This window comes from Variovorax sp. Root473 (assembly GCF_001426505.1).
Taxonomy (GTDB): domain Bacteria; phylum Pseudomonadota; class Gammaproteobacteria; order Burkholderiales; family Burkholderiaceae_C; genus Variovorax.
Genome location: NZ_LMEV01000014.1, coordinates 190,652 through 205,096, shown reverse-complemented (window position 1 = coordinate 205,096; position 14,445 = coordinate 190,652). Strand labels below are relative to the sequence as shown.

Sequence of the window (14,445 nt, the reverse complement as noted above, 5' to 3'; positions counted from 1 at the left end):
CCGCGCCTTGCGCGGGTGGGCGCTGCCGCGGCGGCATGAGGGCGTTCCGTTCCAGCGACAATCCCGGGGCCATGACAGACACCCTCACGATCACCCGCCCAGACGACTGGCACCTGCACGTGCGCGATGGCGCCGCCCTCGAAGCCGTCGTTCCCCACAGCGCCCGCCAGTTCGGCCGCGCGCTGATCATGCCGAACCTGCGTCCGCCCGTGACCACCGCCGCCCAGGCCGTGGCCTACCGCGAGCGCATCCGCGCCGCCGTGCCCGCGGGCACGTCCTTCGAGCCCGTGATGTCGCTCTACCTGACCGACAAGCTGCCGCCCGAAGAGATCGCCCTGGCCGCCGAAGCCGGCGTGCGCGCGCTCAAGCTCTACCCGGCCGGCGCCACCACCAACAGCGATGCCGGCGTGACCGACATCCGCAAGACCTACAAGACGCTCGAGGCCATGCAGAAGCACGGCCTGCTGCTGCTGGTGCACGGCGAAGTGACCGACCCGGCGATCGACCTGTTCGACCGCGAAGCGGTGTTCGTCGACCGCGTGATGATTCCGCTGCGCCGCGATTTCCCCGAGCTCAAGGTGGTGTTCGAGCACCTCACCACCAAAGAAGGCGCCCACTACGTGCGCGACGCCGACCGCTTCACGGCTGCCACCATCACGGCGCACCACCTGCTTTACAACCGCAACGCCATCTTCACAGGCGGCATCCGCCCGCACTATTACTGCCTGCCCGTGCTCAAGCGCGAGACGCACCGCGTGGCATTGGTCGAGGCCGCCACCAGCGGCAGCGACCGCTTCTTCCTTGGCACCGACAGCGCGCCGCACCCGGCGCACCTGAAGGAGCACGCGCTTGGCTGCGCCGGCTGCTACACCGCGCTCACCGCCATCGAGCTGTACGCCGAGGCCTTCGACAGCGTGAACGCGCTCGACAAGCTCGAAGGCTTTGCCAGCTTCCACGGCCCCGACTTCTACGACCTGCCGCGGCATGAAGACACCGTGACACTCAAGCGCGAGACCTGGACCCTGCCCGAGACCGTGCCCTACGGCGAAGCCACGCTCAAGCCGCTGCGCGGTGGCGAGACCGTGCAGTGGAAGCTCGCATGACGCCGGCAGCGCCCCTGTCGTCGCTGCGCATCATGCTGCTGATCGATGCCGACAACGTCTCGGCCGACGTGATCGAGCAGGCCGTGCAGCGCACGATGGAGGACTTCGGCGCCATCCACGTGCGCCGCGCCTATTGCAACGCCGAGATGGCCGTGAACCGCCAGGCGCTGTTCAAGCGGCTGTCGGTGCGGCCGATGGTGAACCTGTCGGCCGGCAAGAACAGCACCGACATCGCGCTGGCGGTCGATGCCATCGACCTCGTCATTGCCGAGCGGCCCGACGTGGTGGTGCTGGTCTCGTCCGACTCCGACTTCGCGCCGCTCGTGATCCGTCTGCGCGAAAAAGGCTGCCGCGTCTGCGGCATCGGCCAGCAAGGCAAGACCGGCGAAGAGACCGTCGGCGTCTACGACAGCTTCATCGACATTGCGCACCACGGCGTGAAGCCGGCCGTGCGCACCGCGCCGGCCAGGAAGACGACCGCTGCGTCGAAGAAGACGCCGGCTGCCAAGACGGCGCCCGCTAAGAAGGTCGCCGCCAAGACCGCGCGCAAGACGGCTACCAAGACGGCCAAGCCTGCCGCGCCGCCCCCACCGCCGCCGCAACCGGAAATCTCCGAGGCGGCCGAGTTCATCCTGCAAGCCATGCCCGCGCTGCGCCGTGGTACCGACGTGCCGCTCAACGACGTGGCCAAGGCCCTGCGCACCGCCGGCCTGCTCAGCAAGAGCGGCAGCTCGCTCAAGCTGTTCGACAAGCTCACGGCCGAGTTCGCCGTGATGCAGCACCCCGACCGCATCCGATGGACGGGGGCACCCGCGCCTTGAGCCCGGGCCTGCCGGCGGTCGCGGCCATCGAGTGGGCCGCGCCCTGGCTGGCCCCGTACCGCGATCCCGGCGATGCCATCGCGCGGGCTGTCGCACAAGCCGGCTCGGTCGCTGCCGCGCTGCAGGGGGCCAAGCCACCGGCCGTGCCCGATTTCGTCGCACAAGACGCATTGCGCGAAGGCCAGGCCTACGAGGCCCACATCTTCCGCACGCGCACCGTGCCCACGCGCGACAACCTGCACGACTTCTTCAACGGCCTCGTCTGGCTGGCCTTTCCCGAGACCAAGCGCCGGCTCAACGAACTGCAGGCCGCCGAGATCGCACGCGCCGGCGTCGGTGCCACGCGCGGACCGCTGCGCGATGCGCTCACGCTGTTCGACGAGAACGGCGCGGTGCTCGATGCACCGCCTGCGCTGTGGGAGGCGCTGGTGGCGCGCGACTGGCAGGCGTTGTTCGTCACGCGGCGTGCGCTCTGGGCCCAGGCCCGGCTGCGCGTGTTCGGCCATGCGCTGCTCGAAAAACTGGTGGTGCCGCGCAAGGCCGCGACCGCGCATGTGCTGCTGCTGTCTGCCGTCGCAGGCCCCCTCGACGATGCGGCGCTGGCGCGCTGCCTCACGCCCGAGCACATGGCACGCAAGCCTTTCGCACCGCTGCCGGTGCTCGGCGTTCCGGGGTGGTGCGGCGCCAACGAAACACCCGATTACTACGACGATCCGAAGGTCTTCCGGCCCCGTTCGTAGAACTTTTACTCCTATCATTGCGCTACCGCACGCCACCGCGCCGCGTCCGTCACAACCTACGACAACAGCGGTCACCCCGGCCGGACAGGCTTGAAGCGGGCCTTGTGGCCCTCATCTGGTCGGCAGTGTTCCCCACGGAGAATTCAACTTGAAACGTATCCTTCTGTTCGTCCTGACCAACGTGATGGTCGTCGCGGTGCTCGGCGTGGTCGCCAGCCTGCTCGGCGTCAATCGCTTCCTCACGGCCAACGGGCTCAACCTCACGGCGCTGCTCGGCTTTGCGCTGGTCATGGGCTTCGGCGGCGCGATCATCTCGCTGCTCATCAGCAAGCCCATGGCCAAGTGGACGGCCGGCCTGCGCATGATCGACAACCCCCAGTCGCCCGACGAGGCCTGGATCGTCGGCACCGTGCGCAAGTTCGCCGACAAGGCCGGCATCGGCATGCCAGAGGTCGGCATCTTCGAAGGCGAGCCCAATGCCTTTGCCACGGGCGCGTTCAAGAATTCGTCGCTCGTGGCCGTGTCCACCGGCCTGCTGCAGGGCATGACGCGCGAAGAGGTCGAGGCCGTCATCGGCCACGAAGTCGCGCACATCGCCAACGGCGACATGGTCACCATGACGCTGATCCAGGGCGTGATGAACACGTTCGTCGTGTTCCTCTCGCGCGTGATCGGCTACGCGGTCGACAGCTTCCTGCGCCGCGGCGACGACCGCTCCTCGGGCCCCGGCATCGGCTACTACGTGAGCACCATCGTGCTGGACATCGTGCTCGGCTTCGCCGCCGCCATCGTGGTGGCCTGGTTCTCGCGCCAGCGCGAGTTCCGTGCCGACGCGGGTGCCGCCGCCCTCATGGGCAACCGCCAGCCGATGATGAACGCGCTCGCGCGCCTGGGTGGCCTGCCGGCCGGCGAACTGCCCAAGGCGGTCGAAGCCATGGGCATCACGGGCGCCATGGGCAAGTTGTTTGCGACGCATCCGCCGATCGAAGAGCGCATTGCGGCGCTGCAGAACGCGCGCTGAGCATGTGGCCGAGACGGCCAACGCCGTCCCCATGAAAAAAGCCGCCACAGTGATGTGGCGGCTTTTTTCGTTGGGGCGGGCGTGTGCTTCAGTCCGCGGCGGGCGCTTCGGGCGCGGCCGGGGCGGCTTCTGCTTGGGGCGCCGCAGCCGGCACTTCGGTCGCTTCCGGTGCCGCAGCCGCGGCTGCCTCTGCTGCAGCTGCTGCCCGCTTCTGATCGTCACGTACGCGCTGCAGCGTGCGCGTCACGTCGCCGGGCTTCATGCCGTACATGTCGGCGAACTCCTGTTCGCTGCGGCCGCTGGCTTCGAAGGCGCGCAGCAGGGCTTCGCGCTTGGCGGCCTGCTGGGCGAGCTCGGCCAGGGCTTCGTCGACGACAGCGTTGTTGTTGGCGTCGCGCGAGCGCACCAGCACCGCATATGCCTCGTGGTCGAGCCCCGAGGCTTCGATGGCCTTGGCGATGCGTGTCACCAGCTGCGGACGCAGGTCTTCGCCGGGGTTGCGCTGCGAGCGACGGCGGTGCAGCTCGAGGATGGCGTGGTGCACGTGCTCGGGCGCGACCGGATCGAGCGCGTTGCCGTCCAGGTCATGGCGCGCATGGCCGGCGGCCACGCTCTCGAGGTAGCGCGTGGAGCGCGCATGCTGGCCCATCGCGATCTTCAGGTCTTCGGCCTTGAAGTCTTCGGGATGGCGCGCGATCAGTTCTTCGTACACACCGAGCTTCAGCGGCACGAAGCGCGCGCCGAACAGCTGCGGGTACAGCTCGAACAGGCGCTCGAGCACCGGGTTGACCTTGCGCGGTGCGCGCTGGGCTTCGGGCTGTTGTTGCTGTTGCGGCTGCTGTCCACGCGGCTTGCGCCCTTGCTGCGGCTGCTGCTGCCCATGCGGACGCTGTTGCTTGGCGCGCGGCGGGCGTTGTTGCTGCTGCTGCTGTTGCGCGGGAGCGGCGGGCTGCGTTGCCGACGCGTCAGCGCCTGCGTCGGTGCCCGCGCCGGCCTTCAGCTGCTGCAGCTGCTCGGCCATGTCCGGGCGCTGGCGCCGTGCGTTGCGCGAGTTCGTGTTCGGGGCGGCGGTGGATGCGTCGGTCATACGGAAGGCTCGGCGATGGGCGCGAGGGGGATGGAAAGGGAAGAAAAAGAACAACCGGTCCCGCGCGGTCAGCGCGGCCGGAACATCCTGCGGGTATTGTCAGGGCGGATCGTCATGCGCGTGCAGCGCCTCGGTCAGGGGCTTGCCGCCCGATCAGCAGCCGGAACGGCAGCAGCATCAGCACGCCGACACCGAGCTTCACGCCCAGATCGCCCAGCGCCCAGGTGAGCCAGGGGCCGTCGGTGCCTGCGAATGCGATGCCCCAGAAGACGATGCTGTCGAGCACGGCCGCGATCACCGTGGCCACGAGCGGCGCGCGCCACCACAGGCCGCGGCGCAAGCGATCGAACACGCGGATGTCGAGCAGCTGCGAGGCGATGAAGGCCAGGCCCGAGGCGGCGGCGATGCGCGCCGGTGCGAGCAGCAGCGACACCGCCACGGCCACCGCGAAGCCGACCCACGCCACGCGCCGCGCCATGCCGGGGCCGAAGCGCCGGTTGACGAGGTCGCTCACGAGGTAGGCCACCGGGTAGGTGAAGGCGCCCCAGGTGAGCCAGTCGTTGATCGCGAACTGCACGAGGATGTTCGACGCGAGCACCACGGCGGCCATCGCCAACGTGGCGACGGCCAGCTGGCCGGTGGTGGGGCGCTGGAAGGGCATCGTCAAACCGCGCTGCCGAGCACGCTGCGCGCCACGGCCTCGGCCACCTTGATGCCGTCCACGCCGGCCGACAGGATGCCGCCCGCGTAGCTCGCGCCTTCGCCGGCCGGGTAGAGGCCGCGCACGTTGAGGCTCTGGAAGTCGTCGCCGCGCGTGATGCGGATCGGCGACGAGGTGCGCGTTTCCACGCCGGTGAGCACGGCGTCGTGCGTGTCGAAGCCCTTGATCTTGCGACCGAACGCGGGGAAGGCTTCGCGCATCGCCTCGATGGCGTAGGCGGGCAGCGCCTGGTGCAGGTCGGTTGGCGTCACGCCGGGCTTGTACGACGGGATGATGCTGCCCAGTGCGGTCGACGGCTTGCCCGCGATGAAGTCGCCCACCAGTTGGCCGGGCGCATGGTAGTTGCTGCCGCCGAGCACGTAGGCGTTGCTTTCGAGCTGGCGCTGCAGCGCAATGCCTGCGAGCGCGTCGCCGGGGAAGTCCTTCGGATCGATGCCCACCACGATGCCCGCGTTGGCGTTGCGCTCGTTGCGCGAGTACTGGCTCATGCCGTTCGTGACCACGCGGCCCGGTTCGCTGGTGGCCGCGACCACGGTGCCGCCGGGGCACATGCAGAAGCTGTAGACCGAGCGGCCGTTGCTCGCGTGATGCACCAGCTTGTAGTCGGCCGCGCCGAGCAGCGGGTGGCCCGCGTGGCGACCCCAGCGGGCGCGGTCGATCAGGCCCTGCGGATGCTCGACACGGAAGCCGATGGAGAAGGGCTTGGCCTCGATGTACACGCCGCGCGCATGCAGCATCTCGAAGGTGTCGCGCGAGCTGTGGCCCAGCGCCATCACGACGTGGTCGGCGCGCAGTTCGCTGCGCTGGCCCGTGGTCTGGTCGAGCACCGTGAGGCCGCGCAGGTGGCCGTTCTCGATGTGCACGTCGGTCACGCGCTGCTCGAAGCGGATCTCGCCGCCCAGCGCGACGATCTGCTCGCGGATGTTCTCCACCACCTTCACCAGCTTGAAGGTGCCGATGTGCGGATGCGCGACGTACAGGATTTCGGGCGGCGCGCCGGCCTTCACGAACTCTTCCATCACCTTGCGGCCGAGGAAGCGCGGGTCCTTGATCTGGCTGTAGAGCTTGCCGTCTGAAAAAGTGCCGGCGCCGCCTTCGCCGAACTGCACGTTCGACTCGGGGTTGAGCACGCTCTTGCGCCACAGGCCCCAGGTGTCGCGGGTGCGCTGGCGCACGGTCTTGCCGCGTTCGAGCACGATGGGCCTGAAGCCCATCTTCGCGAGCATCAGCGCCGCGAAGATGCCGCAGGGGCCGAAGCCGATCACCACGGGCCGCGTCGCGTCATCGCGATCGGCAGGCGCCTGGCCCGGCGGCGTGTAGCGCATGTCGGGCGCGGGCTGTATGTGCGGATGGCCGGCATGCTTGGCCAGCAGCGAGGCTTCGAGCTTCGCGTCGGCGAGCTGCACGTCGCAGATGTAGACCGTGAGCAGGTCGACCTTGCGGGCGTCGAAGCTGCGCTTGTAGACGGTGTGGGAGGCGATCGCTTCAGGCGGAACGTCGAGCGTTCGGGCGATCAGGGTGACCAGCGCGTCAGGCGCGTGATCGAGCGGGAGTTTGAGTTCGGAGATTCGCAACATGTCGTGGGGCTTGTGGTTATCAAGCAGACCGACGATTTTAAGCGCCCGAGGCGCTATGAAACTTGTAGCTGGATCAGGCCGGCAGGAAGCCTTCGACGGAGAGGTAGCGCTCACCCGTGTCGTAGTTGAAGCCCAGCACCACCGCATCGGGTGCCAGCGAGGGCAGCTTCTGCGCAATGGCCGCGAGCGTGGCGCCCGACGAGATGCCGACCAGCATGCCTTCCTCGACCGCGCAGCGGCGTGCCATTTCGCGCGCCGGTTCGGCGTCGACCTGCAGCACGCCGTCGAGCAGCGAGGTGTCGAGGTTCTTCGGAATGAAGCCCGCGCCGATGCCCTGGATGGGGTGGGGCGCCGGTGCGCCGCCCGAGATCACGGGCGAGGCGACGGGTTCGACCGCGAACACCTGCAGCTTCGGCCACTTCTTCTTGAGCACCTTCGCCACCCCCGTGATGTGGCCGCCCGTGCCCACGCCGGTGATGAGCACGTCGATGCCGTCGGGAAAGTCGGCCGCGATCTCTTCGGCCGTGGTGCGCACGTGCACGTCGATGTTCGCGGGGTTGTTGAATTGCTGCGGCATCCACGCGCCGGGCGTGCCGGCCACGATTTCCTCGGCGCGCGCGATCGAGGCTTTCATGCCGCCGGCGCGCGGCGTGAGGTCGAAGGTGGCGCCGTAGGCCAGCATCAGGCGGCGGCGCTCGACCGACATGCTGTCGGGCATCACCAGGATCAGCTTGTAGCCCTTGACGGCCGCGACCATCGCCAGGCCGATGCCCGTGTTGCCCGAAGTCGGCTCGACGATGGTGCCGCCGGGTTTCAGCGCGCCGCTCTTCTCCGCGTCCTCGACCATCGCGAGCGCGATGCGGTCCTTGATCGAGCCGCCGGGGTTGGCGCGCTCCGACTTGATCCAGACCTGCTGCTTCGCGTGGCCGAACAGGCGGTTGATGCGGATGTGCGGCGTGTTGCCGATGGTCTGGAGGATGTTCTGGGCCTTCATGGAATCTCCTTGGATCAATTCAATGCGGTGGTTCAAGCGGACAACGCGCATTGTGAGACCAGCCCGCGACCGTTTCAGCGCAAGGGCGTTGCGGGTTTTCCTGTGCTCAGGCTTCCAGGGCTTCCAGCGGCCCGAAGAACTCGCAGCGAAGCTGCTGCCTGGGCACGCCGAGCGCCAGCCCGTTGGCATACACCGCCTTCATGAAGGGCTTCGGTCCGAGAAAGTACAGGTCGACGTCGCGGTCTTCCGGCAGCAGCCCGGCCAGCAGTTCGCGGGTGACGAAACCGGTCGCGTGCGGTGTGTCGGTGTCACGCGGCGTGTCGTAGACATACAGCGGCTTCACGTTCGCATGCCGCTGCGCGAGTGCGTCGACGCGGGCGCGGAACGCATGCGCGCCGCTGTGCCGTGCCGCGTGGACGAAGTGCACCGGCCGACCCGTGTGCGCCACCGATTCGAGCATGCTCATCGCGGGCGTGATGCCCACGCCGCCCGTCACCAGCACCAGCGGACGCGCCTGCTCACCCGCGGGCTGCAGCACGAAGTCGCCGCACGGTGCCTGCACCTGCAGATGCGTGCCGACCACGGCAGCCTCGTGCAGCCAGTTCGATGCACGGCCGCCTTCCTCCTTCTTCACGCTGATGCGGTACCACGGCTTGCCCGGCGCGTCGGACAGCGAGTAGTTGCGTCGCACCGGCTGGCCGTCGATCTCCAGCACCAGCGTGAGGTACTGCCCCGGCGAGAACGCCAGCAGCGCGCCGCCGTCCGCGGGCTCCAGGTAGAACGAGGTGATGACCTCGCTTTCGTCCTCGCGCCGCGCCACGCGGAACGCGCGTGTGCCGCGCCATCCGCCGGTCTGCGCCGCGTTGGCGCTGTAGACCGCTTCTTCCGCGGCGATGAGCAGGCCCGCGAGCGATTCGTAGGCCTCGCCCCACGCGGCGATCACCTCGTCGGTGGCGGCATCGCCGAGGACCTCCTTCACGGCGCGCAGCAGGTAGTGGCCGACGATCGGGTAGTGCTCGGGCAGCACGCCCAGCGCCGCGTGCTTCTGGATGATCCGGGGCAGGGCGCCGGCGATCTCGTCCAGCCGGTCGATGTGCGCGCCGTACGCGATGACCGCACCCGCCAGCGCGCGCGCCTGCGTGCCGGCGGCCTGGTGCGCTTCGTTGAAGAAGGCCTTCACCTGCGGATGGCCCTCGAACATGATCTTGTAGAAATGGCTGGTGATGGCCTCGCCGTGGGCCTTCAGTGCGGGCACGGTGGACTTGACGATGGCGATGGTCTGCGGGTTCATGGTCTTGCATTCCTGCGGTTGGAGATGCGTTGTTCTTCTCACGATTCGTGCCAACCGGAAGGCCGCTGCAAGTGCTTGATGTCATTGGGGATTTGCCGGGCGTGGTCAAATTCGCTACAAATTCAGCGTTGTACTTATGACCGCAAACCGTGTCGATTCAACCACCGGGGCCCCATCGCCCGGACCCGAAGCCGAGGCCGCCCGCTACCGATCGCTTCTCGCCGCCGCGCGCGGGCTGGTCCGCTGCGACGCCGCCGCGCTGCTGCAGCTCGACGTCGACGTGCTGAAACCCGTCGCGGTCGACGGCCTGAGCGATGAAACCCTCGGGCGCCAGTTTCCCGTGGCCGCCCATCCGCGGTTTGCGCGCCTGCTCGGCAGCGAACGCGGCCTGCGTTTCGCGCACGACAGCAACCTGCCCGACCCGTACGACGGCCTCGTCGCCGGCCAGCCGGGCATCCTGCCGGTGCACGACTGCATGGGCGCGCCGCTGCGCCTGCACGGTGCCCTCTGGGGCCTGCTCACGCTCGATGCGCTGGAACCGCACGCCTTCGATGCCGTGAGCCCGGCGCAGATGGAGGCGCTGATCGCGCTCGTCGAAACCGGCATCGAGGCCGCCGACACCATCCGCGAGATGCAGGCGCGCGCGATGCGCGAGCAGGCCGTCGCGCAAGCCCTGCGCGCAGGCCGCGGCGCGCCGCGCGAGCTGCTGGGCAGCAGCGCGGCGATGAAGCAGCTGTGCCACGAGATCGACACGGTCGCCGTGTCCGACCTCACGGTGCTGTTGCTCGGCGAAACCGGCGTCGGCAAGGACCTGGTGGCGCAGCGCCTGCACGCGCACTCGCGACGCAGCGAGCAGCCGCTGGTGCAGGTCAACTGCGCGGCGCTGCCCGAGTCGCTGGCCGACAGCGAACTCTTCGGCCACAAGCGCGGCGCGTTCACCGGCGCGGTGCAGGACCGCGACGGCAAGTTCGAGATCGCCGATGGCGGCACGCTCTTTCTCGACGAGGTCGGCGAACTGCCGCTGAGCGTGCAGGCCAAGCTGCTGCGCGTGCTGCAAAGCGGCGAGGTGCAGCGGCCCGGCAGCGACCGCATGCGCAAGGTCGACGTGCGCGTGATTGCCGCCACCAACCGCGACCTGCCCGCAGCCATCGCGCAGGGCCGGTTCCGTGCCGACCTGTACCACCGGCTGTCGGTCTATCCGCTCGTCGTCGCGCCGCTGCGCGAACGCGGGCGCGACGTGCTGGTGCTCGCGGGCAGCTTCTTCGAGGAGAACCAGCACCGGCTGGGCGCACGCAACCTGCGGCTTTCGCCAGCATCGAAGGCCGCCCTGCTGGCGCACGGCTGGCCGGGCAACGTGCGCGAGCTCGAGCATGTGATCAGCCGCGCCTCGCTGCGGGCGTTCAGGGAGCAGCCGCGCGGCTCGCGCTGGACGGCCATCGAGCCGCACCATCTGGCGCTGGAGTCCGCTGCTGCGACAGCGCCGGTGGCGGCGCCTGCGCAGGCCCCGGCGCGCGAACCCGCGGGGATTGCCGCCACGGGCGGCACGCTGCGCGAGGCGACCGAAGCCTTCCAGCGCGCCTGGCTCTCGGAGGTCCTCGCCCGCCACGGCGGTCGCGTGGCCAGCGCCGCGCGCGAGGTCGGCATCGATCGCAGCAACTTCCACCGGACGTTGCGCAAGCTGGGCCTGGTGCAGGTCGACGACCGCGAAACGCCCGGCTGACGATCGGCGCGCGGCACCGCCGGAAGGGTCATTCGTGCGGCGGGCGATAATCCGGCCCGTGAAGCACGCCAGACCGCCGCTGGTGCAAGCCCGAAAGGGACGACGCTGCGCCTTCGGGCAACAGCATCGGGTCGAAAGATCGCACTGGAGGAACGTCCGGACTGCACAGGACAGCGCAGGAGTTAACGACTCTCCACCGTGAGGTGAGGATCAGAGCAACAGAGACGAGCCGATTCAGTTCGGGTGAAACGGGCAATCTCTGCGCGCAGCAACACCAAGTAGGCCAGTATCGAGGTGGTTCCGCTGAGCTGGCGGGTAGGTGGCATCGAGCCGTCTGGCGACAGACGGCCCAGAGTAATGGCGGTCACGCCGGGGTCTTCGCAAGAGGGCGCCGGTGCACAGAATCCGGCTTATCGGCGAGCTTCACACTTTTCTTTCTTCCCCCTTTTTCCCGGGCCGCGCGCTGACGACGTGCGCGGCCGCGCGCAAGACTCGGTAGAAACCCGTATAATTGTTAGCAAGCTAACTAATTGATAACACTGTGGCCGATACCGAACCCATCTCCCTCTTGCGCGAACACGCGCTGATGCGGCTCGGCACCTCGCTGTCGGTGCTCCAGCGCGGCTACCGCGCGGCGGCCGACAAGGCGGTGGCGCATGTGGGCCTGTCGCAGACGCTGGCCTGGCCGGTCGTGGTGCTCGGGCGCATGGAAGACGGCGTGCGCCAGGGCACGGTGGCCGAGGCGCTGGGTATCGAAGGGCCGTCGCTGGTGCGCTCGCTCGACCAGCTGGTCGAGGCCGGTTTCGTCGAGCGCCGCGAAGACCCCGCCGATCGCCGCGCCAAGACGCTGCACCTCACGCCCGCCGGCCGCGCCGTGTGCGAGCCCATCGAGGCCGCGCTGCGCCAGATGCGCACCGCGCTGTTCGAAGGCATTCCCGACGAGGACATCGCCGCCACCTTGCGCGTCTTCGGCGCGCTCGAGGCCAAGCTCGGCCGCAGTGCCGCCGGCATGCAAAGCCTGCAGCAGGAAGGGCGCGGCCAGTAAATGGCGATGTCGATGGCGCTGCCGCGCTTCACCCGCGCGGAAGTTCTCTTTTCCGTCAAGAGCTTCGCCGCCGCGATGCTGGCGATGTACCTGGCCAGCCGCGCCGGCCTGCCGCGCCCGTTCTGGGCGCTCATGACCACCTACGTCGTCGCCCACCCGCTGGCCGGCGCCGTGCGCTCCAAGGCGGTCTTCCGCTTCTGCGGCACGCTGATCGGCAGCGTTGCCACCGTGCTGATGGTGCCCGCCCTCTCGAACGCGCCCGAGCTGCTCACGCTGGTGCTCGCGCTGTGGGTCGGCCTGTGCCTGTACATCTCGCTGCTCGACCGCACGCCGCGCTCGTACGTCTTCATGCTCGCGGGCTACACGGCGGCGCTGATCGGCTTTCCGTCGGTGCAGACGCCGCTCGTGCTGTTCGACACCGCCGTGGCGCGCGTGGAGGAAATCGGCCTGGGCATCCTGTGCGCCACGCTGGTCCACAGCCTCGTGCTGCCCGCGGGGCTCGCGCCCACCGTGCTGGGCCTGCTCGACCGCACGCTGAAAGATGCGCGCCAGTGGCTGGGCGACCTGTTCCAGTCCGCCGACCGAAGCGCCCCCAAGGACGCCGACCCCAAGCGCCTGGACGACGACCGCCGCCGCCTCGCGGGCGACATCACGCAGCTGCGCCTGCTTTCGACCCACGTGCCCTTCGACACCACGCACCTGCGCTGGACCGCCGGCGCGATCCGCGCCATGCAGGACCGCGTGGCGGCGCTCACGCCCGCGCTGTCGGCCGTGGAAGACAGGCTGCAGGCACTGGTGCAGGCCGAAGGCCGCCTGGCACCCGACGTCACTGCCGTGCTGGCGCTGGCCGCGCAGTGGCTGCGCGACGAAAGCGATCCGGCCGCCGACGCGTCGGCGCGCGGGCAGGCGCTGCGCCAGGCGATCGGTGCGCTCGGCGCCGCACAGGACGCCGAACGCGCCCCCTGGGCCCGCGCACTGCGCATCGGTCTCGCGGGCCGGCTCGAAGAGCTGGTCGACGGCTGGACGGCCTGCGCCCGGCTGCGCCGCGACATCGACGAAGGCCTGAAGGGCGGCGCGCCGCTGCGCCGCACGGCCGCGCTCGGCCAGCGCGCGATGCATCGCGACCACGGCATGGCGCTGCTGTCGGCGCTGGCCGCCGTCATCGCCATCTGCGTGTGCGGCGCGTTCTGGATCCTCACGGGCTGGCCGATGGGCTCGGCCGCCACCATGATGGCTGCCGTCTTCTGCTGCTTCTTCGCCACCATGGACGACCCCGTGCCCGCGATGCACGGCTTCCTGAAGTGGACGCTGTGGTCCATTCCCATCTCGGCCGTCTACGTGCTCGTGCTCATGCCCACGGTGCAGGACTTCGGCATGCTCGCGCTGATCTGCGCGCCGCTCTTTTTGCTGCTGGGCCTTTACCTGCCGCGCCCGACGCATTTCATGGCCGCGATGGCGCTGATCTTCGGCGTGTCGGGCACGCTCGCGATGCACGACACCGCCAGCGCCGACCTCGTGAGCTTCATCAACAGCATGCTCGGCCAGATCGTCGGCGTGGTGATGGCTGCGCGCGTCACGCGGCTGGTGCGCTCGGTGGGCGCCGACTGGAGCGCGCGCCGCATCCAGCGCGCCACCTGGCGCGAACTCGGCGACATGGCCGCCTCGACCCAGCCGCAGTACGCGCAGAGCGACGCCTATGCCGTGCGCATGCTCGACCGCATCGGCCTGCTGGCACCGCGCATCGCGCAGTCCGGCGGCACGGTCGAAGGCGTGGTTGCCGACGATGCGCTGCGCGACCTGCGCATGGGCGCCGACATCGCCGTGCTGCAGCGTGTGCGCGCCCAGCTGCCGCTGGCCACCGCGGGCGCGCTGCTCGGCGGCATCGCGCGTTTCTTCCGCCAGCGCGGCGAAGGCCGCATGACGCCGCGCCCCGCCGCGCTGCTGCCGCAGATCGACGAGGCGCTGACCGCCGTGCTCGCGGCGCGCGACACCTCCACCGCGTCGCGCGCCGCCGTCACCGCACTGGTCGGCCTGCGCCGCAACCTGTTCCCCGATGCGCCGCCTTCGCTGGCGGGCGTGTCTTCTTCACCGCAAGGAGCGTCCGCATGATCGGCGAAGCCAGTTTCTACGGGCTCTACGTGCCCTGGCTCATGCTGCTGGCCGGCGCCGCGCTGCTCGCCCTGTGGGGCGTGCGCCGGCTGCTGGCCGCCACCGGCCTGTACCGCTGGGTGTGGCACCCGGCACTGTTCGACATGGCGCTGTACCTGCTGCTGCTTTACGGCCTGAGCCGGCTCACGGTGCACCTGCAATGACGCCCGCACCGAC

At 69.5% G+C, this 14,445-nt stretch carries 13 protein-coding genes and 1 other RNA gene; 9 read left to right on the top strand and 5 right to left on the bottom strand.

Translation table 11 applies throughout. The features are described from left to right. Nucleotides 1-71: 71 nt before the first annotated feature. The 4 genes from pyrC to htpX all read left to right on the top strand — a co-directional run bounded on the left by pyrC (nt 72) and on the right by htpX (nt 3,685). Nucleotides 72-1,103 (top strand): dihydroorotase, encoded by a 1,032-nt coding sequence (gene pyrC / locus ASD34_RS08860; RefSeq protein ID WP_056575848.1) that lies wholly within the window; start codon nt 72-74, stop codon nt 1,101-1,103. Then, entirely contained in the window at nt 1,100-1,924 is an 825-nt protein-coding gene (locus ASD34_RS08855; protein ID WP_056575845.1) for an NYN domain-containing protein, read from the top strand. Before pyrC ends, ASD34_RS08855 begins: the two co-directional genes overlap by 4 nt. Next, entirely contained in the window at nt 1,900-2,664 is a 765-nt protein-coding gene (locus ASD34_RS08850; RefSeq protein ID WP_056575843.1) for a DUF3025 domain-containing protein, read from the top strand. Before ASD34_RS08855 ends, ASD34_RS08850 begins: the two co-directional genes overlap by 25 nt. A gap of 148 nt (nt 2,665-2,812) precedes the next feature. Next, nucleotides 2,813-3,685, top strand: coding sequence for a protease HtpX (htpX, locus tag ASD34_RS08845; protein WP_056575841.1), 873 nt, complete (start codon nt 2,813-2,815; stop codon nt 3,683-3,685). 88 nt (nt 3,686-3,773) lie between these two features. Here htpX and ASD34_RS08840 read toward each other — a convergent pair whose 3' ends face one another. From ASD34_RS08840 to hmpA, 5 genes are all read right to left on the bottom strand, one after another. After that, a complete protein-coding gene (locus ASD34_RS08840) occupies nt 3,774-4,772 on the bottom strand; it encodes a ProQ/FinO family protein (protein WP_056575838.1) in 999 nt (332 codons plus the stop codon). Between the two features lie 112 nt (nt 4,773-4,884). Further along, nucleotides 4,885-5,433, bottom strand: coding sequence for a VUT family protein (locus tag ASD34_RS08835; RefSeq protein WP_056575835.1), 549 nt, complete (start codon nt 5,431-5,433; stop codon nt 4,885-4,887). A 2-nt stretch (nt 5,434-5,435) separates the two neighbouring features. Continuing rightward, nucleotides 5,436-7,070, bottom strand: a complete 1,635-nt coding sequence (locus ASD34_RS08830) for an NAD(P)/FAD-dependent oxidoreductase (protein ID WP_056575831.1) — start codon at nt 7,068-7,070, stop codon at nt 5,436-5,438. 73 nt (nt 7,071-7,143) lie between these two features. Further along, nucleotides 7,144-8,064 (bottom strand): cysteine synthase A, encoded by a 921-nt coding sequence (gene cysK / locus ASD34_RS08825; RefSeq protein WP_056575828.1) that lies wholly within the window; start codon nt 8,062-8,064, stop codon nt 7,144-7,146. A gap of 106 nt (nt 8,065-8,170) precedes the next feature. Then, entirely contained in the window at nt 8,171-9,355 is a 1,185-nt protein-coding gene (hmpA, locus tag ASD34_RS08820; RefSeq protein WP_056575826.1) for an NO-inducible flavohemoprotein, read from the bottom strand. A 136-nt stretch (nt 9,356-9,491) separates the two neighbouring features. On the opposite strand from hmpA, the gene norR reads away from it, so the two are divergent. From norR to ASD34_RS08800, 5 genes are all read left to right on the top strand, one after another. Then, the gene (gene norR, locus ASD34_RS08815; RefSeq protein WP_056575822.1) at nt 9,492-11,075 is read left to right on the top strand and encodes a nitric oxide reductase transcriptional regulator NorR; all 1,584 of its coding nucleotides are present in this window, start codon (nt 9,492-9,494) and stop codon (nt 11,073-11,075) included. 60 nt (nt 11,076-11,135) lie between these two features. After that, nucleotides 11,136-11,504: RNase P RNA component class A (gene rnpB / locus ASD34_RS09595), an RNA gene on the top strand. A gap of 157 nt (nt 11,505-11,661) precedes the next feature. Beyond that, nucleotides 11,662-12,120, top strand: coding sequence for a MarR family winged helix-turn-helix transcriptional regulator (locus ASD34_RS08810; RefSeq protein ID WP_056576211.1), 459 nt, complete (start codon nt 11,662-11,664; stop codon nt 12,118-12,120). Further along, complete coding sequence (locus ASD34_RS08805) at nt 12,121-14,229, top strand: FUSC family protein (protein ID WP_235510017.1); 2,109 nt, start codon at nt 12,121-12,123, stop codon at nt 14,227-14,229. After that, entirely contained in the window at nt 14,226-14,432 is a 207-nt protein-coding gene (locus ASD34_RS08800; RefSeq protein ID WP_056575820.1) for a DUF1656 domain-containing protein, read from the top strand. The genes ASD34_RS08805 and ASD34_RS08800 overlap by 4 nt, the downstream gene beginning before the upstream one ends. Nucleotides 14,433-14,445 lie beyond the last annotated feature (13 nt).

Coding starts and splice junctions, on each gene's coding strand:
- ASD34_RS08840 (WP_056575838.1), bottom strand. CDS start 4,772: ATGACCGACGCATCCACCGCCGCCCCGAACACGAACTCGCGCAACGCA.
- ASD34_RS08805 (WP_235510017.1), top strand. CDS start 12,121: ATGGCGATGTCGATGGCGCTGCCGCGCTTCACCCGCGCGGAAGTTCTC.
- norR (WP_056575822.1), top strand. CDS start 9,492: ATGACCGCAAACCGTGTCGATTCAACCACCGGGGCCCCATCGCCCGGA.
- ASD34_RS08830 (WP_056575831.1), bottom strand. CDS start 7,070: ATGTTGCGAATCTCCGAACTCAAACTCCCGCTCGATCACGCGCCTGAC.
- ASD34_RS08855 (WP_056575845.1), top strand. CDS start 1,100: ATGACGCCGGCAGCGCCCCTGTCGTCGCTGCGCATCATGCTGCTGATC.
- cysK (WP_056575828.1), bottom strand. CDS start 8,064: ATGAAGGCCCAGAACATCCTCCAGACCATCGGCAACACGCCGCACATC.
- hmpA (WP_056575826.1), bottom strand. CDS start 9,355: ATGAACCCGCAGACCATCGCCATCGTCAAGTCCACCGTGCCCGCACTG.
- ASD34_RS08810 (WP_056576211.1), top strand. CDS start 11,662: ATGCGGCTCGGCACCTCGCTGTCGGTGCTCCAGCGCGGCTACCGCGCG.
- ASD34_RS08850 (WP_056575843.1), top strand. CDS start 1,900: ATGGACGGGGGCACCCGCGCCTTGAGCCCGGGCCTGCCGGCGGTCGCG.
- pyrC (WP_056575848.1), top strand. CDS start 72: ATGACAGACACCCTCACGATCACCCGCCCAGACGACTGGCACCTGCAC.
- ASD34_RS08835 (WP_056575835.1), bottom strand. CDS start 5,433: ATGCCCTTCCAGCGCCCCACCACCGGCCAGCTGGCCGTCGCCACGTTG.
- ASD34_RS08800 (WP_056575820.1), top strand. CDS start 14,226: ATGATCGGCGAAGCCAGTTTCTACGGGCTCTACGTGCCCTGGCTCATG.